Raw genomic sequence first — 6,444 nt, forward strand, 5'->3', positions numbered from 1 at the left:
TTAATAGTTGGGATTCAATCCAGTCAAGCAAAACTTTCCATTATATCATAAAATTATTTTGCAAGAGGTCTAATAAAATCGAGTCAACCGTCAACCGTCAACCGTCAACCGTCAACCGTCAACAATGATAAGGAGTGCAACCGGAATCAATATAACTATTTACCAACCTTAACCTGAGCGCCATCCTTAAGAAAACCAGCGCCAGTAACAACCACCCTATCGCCGGCCTTCAAACCCTTTTTAACCTCCACCTTAGCAGCAGTCAAATCGCCCACAGCACCCCCGGAAATTTCCCCAATTTCCACCGGTTGAGCCTGCACCTTGTCCTGGCCGACAAGTTTATAAACAATAGAACTGCCGTCAGGTTGCGGCAAAATAGCTTTAGCGGGGACTTTCAAACCTTGAGCCGTTGCCGTCGCAAGGGATGCGCGCAAAAACATTCCCGATCGCAAAAACTCGCTTGCCGGCAAATCAATCTTCACCGTAGCTTGCCGATTTTGCGGGTCAACTACCGGCGAAATCTCTCGCACAGTTCCTGACAACTTAATCCGCTTGTCAGAATCCGAAGTAATTTGCACTGCTGTTCCGGGCCGCACTTGCGAAACCTGAGTTTCCGGCACTTTCAATTGCAGTTCCAGCTTGTTGCCGCGAATAATCGAAAAGAGTTTTTGACTTCCCGAAGAAACATCGCCAACTCGACCAATTCTTTCAGCCACAGTGCCACTATCCGGCGCTCGAACAATTGTTTGTTCTAGTTGAGTTTGTAACTGTTTGACTTGTGCATCATTGCTGCGGACACTTGCTGCGTTATTTCCAACATTTGCTCTAGCACTGCTGACACTCGCTCCGGCCGTATTCACTTTAGCACGAGCGCTGCTGAGGGCTGCTCTAGCCGTACTGATATTAGCTTCAGCAGTAGCTACTCTAGCAAGAGAAGATTGCACTTCTTCCGCTGCTTTATTCTGTTCTTGCAAAGCTGTATTCAAGTCAGCTTTAGCTTTGTTCAAGTCTTGAACAGCAGTCTGCCGTTCCGTCTTTCGCCTTTCCAAATCTTGCTGACTAATTACTCCCTGAGTCGCCAAATCTTGGGTGCGATTTACTTCTCTTTGAGCTTGATCTAATTTAGCCTGAGCCGAGGCAATGCCGGCTTTAGCTTGAGTGACACCGGCTTTAGCTTGTTCCACACCGGCCCTTGCCTGCCCGACGCCTGTTTTGGCTTGCGCTGCGTCAGCGATGGCTTTTTCAACGCCAGCTTGAGCTTGAGCAACGCCGGCTTGGGCTTCTTGTTGGGCTGACTCGGCTTGCTGTACCTGAGCTTCTGCTTGTTCTACCGTAGAATTGGCCGATTGTACTCCCGCAAGCGCTTCGGCAATTTGCGATCGTAGCACCGAATCGTCCAAAACCGCCATCGTCTGACCTTTTTCTACCGCATCCCCTTCATTCACCAACACCTGCTTGATTTGCAAACCGTTGGCTTGTGGCAGCACCGGCAGTAAGTCATAGGCTGCCACGGTGCCCGTCGCTTCCAAAGTTTCACCCACCTGGGCAGATTCCACAGAGGCCACTGTCACCGTCGGAGGCATTGCCTGCTGGTTTACCGATGGAATTGGAACTGCCGGAGGTGAACTCTGCTTGCCCCCAGTCAAGTTTACTGCTAGCAGCGTTGCAGCCACGCCAACCCCTGCGCCCGCCAACAAGGCAGGCCACCTGATTTCTTTGCGGGGCCCAACTTCAGTTACTTCGGGTTCCCAAACCTGTTCCCCCTCCATTTCAGGAGCTTCTAGGGGAACTTCTCGTTCATCTTCATCACCGGAGAATTGCCAGCGAGAGTTTTCTGAGACTCCACTTTCAGATACATCCACTGCTGAGTTCTTGTCGCGTCCGCTCTGCACGGGGGGAAGGGGTTGCTTTTCTTCCGCTTCTGAAAAAATTTGATTGGTCACGGTAGTTCCTCTCGCCGCTATTAGCCTTTGGTTTTTTTATTGTAAAGAAAGATTGCGGTTTTTATATTTGATTCATTTTAGCGGATGGTGTCAGCAGTCCCGCGTCCCCCTTTTGGGTGAGTGTGGCGCCGTTTTACCTGAGAAGGGCGATATTTGATCAAAGTTTGTGCGATCGACATTTAATTTGATCGGTCTCTGGGGCATACTGAATATTAGCGTGATTCCTGATCGTGGGGTCGATCGGGCTGGCACTGTCTCTCCCCAAGTGGCTTGGCCGTCACCTATCTATCAATGCTCACAAAAGTCAGTCTAATCTTGAACTGATTATTCCTAATCTATACTCTCATGTGTTTATTGTATAATACGGCACATCTGCTGAAAAAGTTGTGCCACTTTATTTAAAAAAAATCAAAATGAATAGTCTCTTTTCTCCCCTCCAACAGTTTCTAATTACTTGGCTGCTAGTGCTAGTGACGGGATGGTTTACCCTGACTGCTGTCAGTTATGTTGGGGAACTGGTCAGCATTTTAGTAACCGCGGGACTCATTGCATTTTTATTAAATTATGCAGTAAAAAGACTGCAAGTATTTTTGCCCCGGGGAGTAGCTGCGGGGCTGGTTTATTTAACTGCGGGTGTGGTAGTAGTAGTAATCGGTTTAACTATTGTGCCGCCGGTGTTCAGCCAAGCGAGGCAGTTGGGGGTGAGGTTCCCGGAATTGCTGGAGTCGGGGCGCCTGCAGCTAGGTGAATTTCAAGCCTGGAGTGCCGATCGCAATTTACCGTTTGACGTGCAAATATTGGAGCAGCAACTGTCAGCTAGAGTTCAGGGAGAAGTCCAGGCGATCGCCGGTACGGGTTTAGGCTTAGTTGTAGGTACTGTTAACTGGTTCTTGGACTTAATTTTTATTGTAGTGATTTCCTTTTATATGCTCCTAGACGGGCAAAGAGTGTGGCAGGGTTTGACCAGCATTTTTTCCCCAGACATTCGCTATGTTTTAACAGAGACTTTGCAGCGAAACCTCCAGCGGTTTGTATCGGGACAGTTATTGCTGGGACTATTTATGGCGATCTCGCTGACTCTGGCTTTTTGGTGGCTGCAAGTTCCGTTTTTTCTGTTGTTTGCCGTGTTTATAGGATTGACGGAAATAATTCCGTTTATCGGAGCGACGCTGGGAATTGGCACTGTTAGTATAATTGTAGCGTTTATTGATTGGTGGCTAGCGCTGCAAGTCTTAGCAGTGGCGATCGGTCTCCAGCAAATCAAGGATAATTTAGTAGCTCCCCGAATCATGGGGAATCTCACCGGATTGAGCCCGGTAGTTATTTTCACAGCTTTGCTTTTAGGAGGTAGAGTCGGAGGATTGTTGGGAGTTATCCTGGCAATTCCGCTCACTGGGGTTGTAAAAAGTATAGTAGAAATTGTACTCAATCCCAAATTGCCACCCCAAACAGGCTCGTTTTTCTACAATCCTTTTAGCGGCGAGGAGTTGGGAAAAATACCAGAAGATGAAAGTAGAATAATCTTGGTTGCAGATGAACAAAAGTAGTCTAATTTTTGTAGTAAGTAATTCAGTTATGAAAACTTTTATAAGTCAGGAATTAACTTTTGGCGGCTGAGTCCATTTACGAAAAGACTAAAGTCCCTACAAAGAACTTTAGTCTTTATTACTAATCCACTTAAAATCTCAAACCTAAAAACTTATGAAATGGTGGCGAAATCTTAGAAAAAATCCTCTAGCTCGGTTGGGAGCCGTGCTACTGTTAATTTTTTATACAGTCGCACTTTTTGCCGAATTTGTGGCACCTTACGACCCCTATGACTCTCAATTAAACGGTTCATTGCTGCCGCCGACTCAGATTTATTTAAGCACCCCAGACGGGCGCTTTATCGGGCCCCACGTTTATCCGACTACTCAGGGCCCAGTAGATGCGAATACGGGCGCTCGCGAGGTAATTGTAGACTGGCAAAAACCCTCTGTTCTCGGTTTCTTTGTCAAAGCTTCCCCCTATAAATTTTTAGGAGTTTTGCCATTAAATAGGCACCTTTTTGGTACTACAGGAGAAGGTCAAATTAACCTTTTAGGTACGGATGAACAAGCTCGCGATCAATTCAGTCGCTTAGTACATGGCAGCCGCATTAGCCTCAGTATCGGTTTAGTTGGCATAGCAATTTCTTTTCCATTGGGATTGTTAATTGGAGGAATATCTGGTTATTTCGGCAGTTGGATTGACAGTATTTTAATGCGATTCGCCGAAGTCTTGATGACGATTCCCGGTCTTTATTTATTAGTAGCGCTAGCAGCAGTGTTGCCACCGGGATTGACAAGTGCTCAGCGATTTATATTGATTGTGCTGATTACTTCATTTATCAGTTGGGCGGGTTTAGCGCGGGTGATTCGCGGTCAGGTACTGTCAATTAAACAGCGAGAATTCGTGCAAGCGGCGCGGGCAATGGGGGCCAATCCAATTTATATTATTGTCCGCCACGTTTTGCCACAAACTGCTACTTATGTAATTATTTCGGCTACATTGGCGGTTCCGGGTTTTATTGTGGCGGAGTCGGTTTTGAGTTTAATTGGCTTGGGAATTCAACAGCCCGATCCTTCTTGGGGAAATTTGCTATCTCTGTCTACTAATGCTTCAATTTTAGTATTGCAGCCTTGGTTGGTTTGGCCTCCCGCGACACTGATTATTTTGACTGTTTTGGCGTTTAATTTATTGGGGGATGGGTTGCGCGATGCTCTCGATCCGAGAAGCATTCAAAGGAATTAAACAATACTCTCAAAATATTTGCCATAAAGCTTGGTTGTCATGAGTCAAGCTCTCACGTCGTCGTGAGAGCCGAAATGGCCAGATTCTTCACTTCTTTGCGAATGACAACTATTCAACCGGACAGGATATGAGAGAAAAATCCCGGATTTCGCACTTAAAAACAGAGACTCACGCACTGCCCAACAAAAGAAGAACTAAAGTGGATTTGGGCAACTGAAGCTCATCACAAAAAGCGAATTACTGACTGCAATTAGTTCACACTATCTGGATCTACCCCCAACTCCCGCAATCGTTGAGCTAATTGTTGGGCGCGCTGGGCTGATTCTTTCACCTGTTCTTCAGGTGTCAGATAGCGTTTCCCATCGCCGTCATACCAATACAACCATTCCCTTGTCACCCCAGAATAATTTCCCCTTTCACAACCAATTCCCAAACCTATTTCTGGCATCCAAACTGGATTTCCTGACTGTAAATCGTACTTCCCATTGACTAACTTGTGTACTTCCAAATGAGGCTTACGGCGGCGGCGGGAAGAATAAATGACGTAATAAAGTACGCCTAAATCTTGATAACTCTCTAGTTTTGTGCTGTATTCCTTGCGATAAGTTGGGGAAACAACTTCCAGCACAAAAGTCGGCAAAACATTTTCATCCCACAGCACGTAACTGGGACGCAATTCTTCATCATAAAACCGTTCTACTCCTAAACTTAAAAAAGCATCTGGGACAATGGGTGGTTCGTCGGGGTGATGATAAATACCCATATCTATCCCAAAAAACCAGTCCATGCGTTCTGACCAAAGTATAAGCAAGATTGCTTTTAACAACCCTGGTATTAGTTATTGCAGTTCGTTATCCACAGGCGTTCCATCTGAGTCTGGTAGTTCATCGGCGGAGGGCAAGTTCCTCGGCAAGTTGTACTGTAACATTGCTGCTTTCCTCAAAACTAATTCCTATTATAATAGGACTTATGCACTATACCCAGGTGTAGGAGCTTTTAAGCGGGGGGATTGCCCCTAGAAAACACCATATACGGACACTGTGCGTCCAGGACTGTTATAAGATTCAGCTTCTATCCGCATGTTAATTGAAGGGGTCTGCCGCGAAACCATTCAAAAGATTTTGGGAGTATCATCTCGATTTATCAGTAAGTGGAAAATCAATTATGCGTTGCATGGAAGTGAAGGGTTGCTCTTAAATCATCAGGGTTCGAGGGGACAACTTAAGCCTGAAGAACGAGCCGAAATTATCCAAGGGTTAACCAATAAAAACCACTGGGATTTATCGGAATTATCAAATCATATAGCAGAGCGATATCAGATTGAATTTCAATCAAAAGCTAGCTACTACCAATTTTTCACTTCAGCGGGGATTAGCTTATCTGGAAAAAATCTCAAAAAAAGAATCCAAAACGTGATGAAGAACTCGTCAAAAAAAGCACCAAGAAATCTGTGAGATTCTTGAAGAACACCGAGAAGCTATAGAATTGAGAAAGCTTGTGGTGTATTTGATTGATGAGTGTCATCTACTCGCTTGGAGATGTGTGTGGCTATCTTTGGGGAAGGCGCAACGAGAGAAGAGAAATACCCAGGCGTGAATCACAGATAAAAACAAACTTCTTGAGTAAGTCGGTGCGAAAAAACCAAACTATGTTAAAATAAGTAAAGACAGGGAATACGTCTACCAAGGTAACTCAATATATGGGCGCTAGATTAAGGATATTTCTGACA

The 6,444-nt window shown here is 45.5% G+C and carries 3 protein-coding genes and 2 pseudogenes; 3 read left to right on the plus strand and 2 right to left on the minus strand.

The genetic code is table 11. The features are described 5' to 3' along the window. Positions 1-155 precede the first annotated feature (155 nt). Positions 156-1,943: an efflux RND transporter periplasmic adaptor subunit gene (locus QUA70_RS27655; RefSeq protein ID WP_333350976.1), complete on the minus strand. Its 1,788-nt coding sequence runs from the start codon at positions 1,941-1,943 to the stop codon at positions 156-158. Positions 1,944-2,356: 413 nt separating this feature from the next. Here QUA70_RS27655 and QUA70_RS27660 point away from each other — a divergent pair, with 413 nt between their 5' ends. Together QUA70_RS27660 and QUA70_RS27665 are read left to right on the plus strand one after the other, a co-directional pair. Further along, positions 2,357-3,490 carry an AI-2E family transporter gene (locus QUA70_RS27660; RefSeq protein ID WP_333333379.1) on the plus strand — a complete coding sequence of 378 codons (1,134 nt, stop codon included), beginning with the start codon at positions 2,357-2,359 and terminating at the stop codon, positions 3,488-3,490. 154 nt (positions 3,491-3,644) lie between these two features. Then, positions 3,645-4,715 carry an ABC transporter permease gene (locus QUA70_RS27665; RefSeq protein ID WP_333333377.1) on the plus strand — a complete coding sequence of 357 codons (1,071 nt, stop codon included), beginning with the start codon at positions 3,645-3,647 and terminating at the stop codon, positions 4,713-4,715. A 250-nt stretch (positions 4,716-4,965) separates the two neighbouring features. Here QUA70_RS27665 and QUA70_RS27670 read toward each other — a convergent pair. Continuing rightward, positions 4,966-5,643 (minus strand): annotated as a pseudogene (locus tag QUA70_RS27670) (Uma2 family endonuclease). A 136-nt stretch (positions 5,644-5,779) separates the two neighbouring features. On the opposite strand from QUA70_RS27670, the pseudogene QUA70_RS27675 reads away from it, so the two are divergent. Then, positions 5,780-6,307: pseudogene (locus tag QUA70_RS27675) on the plus strand (winged helix-turn-helix domain-containing protein); the annotation flags it as partial. Between the last annotated feature and the right edge of the window lie 137 nt (positions 6,308-6,444).

The organism is Microcoleus sp. LAD1_D5 (assembly GCF_036702115.1).
GTDB lineage: Bacteria > Cyanobacteriota > Cyanobacteriia > Cyanobacteriales > Microcoleaceae > Microcoleus.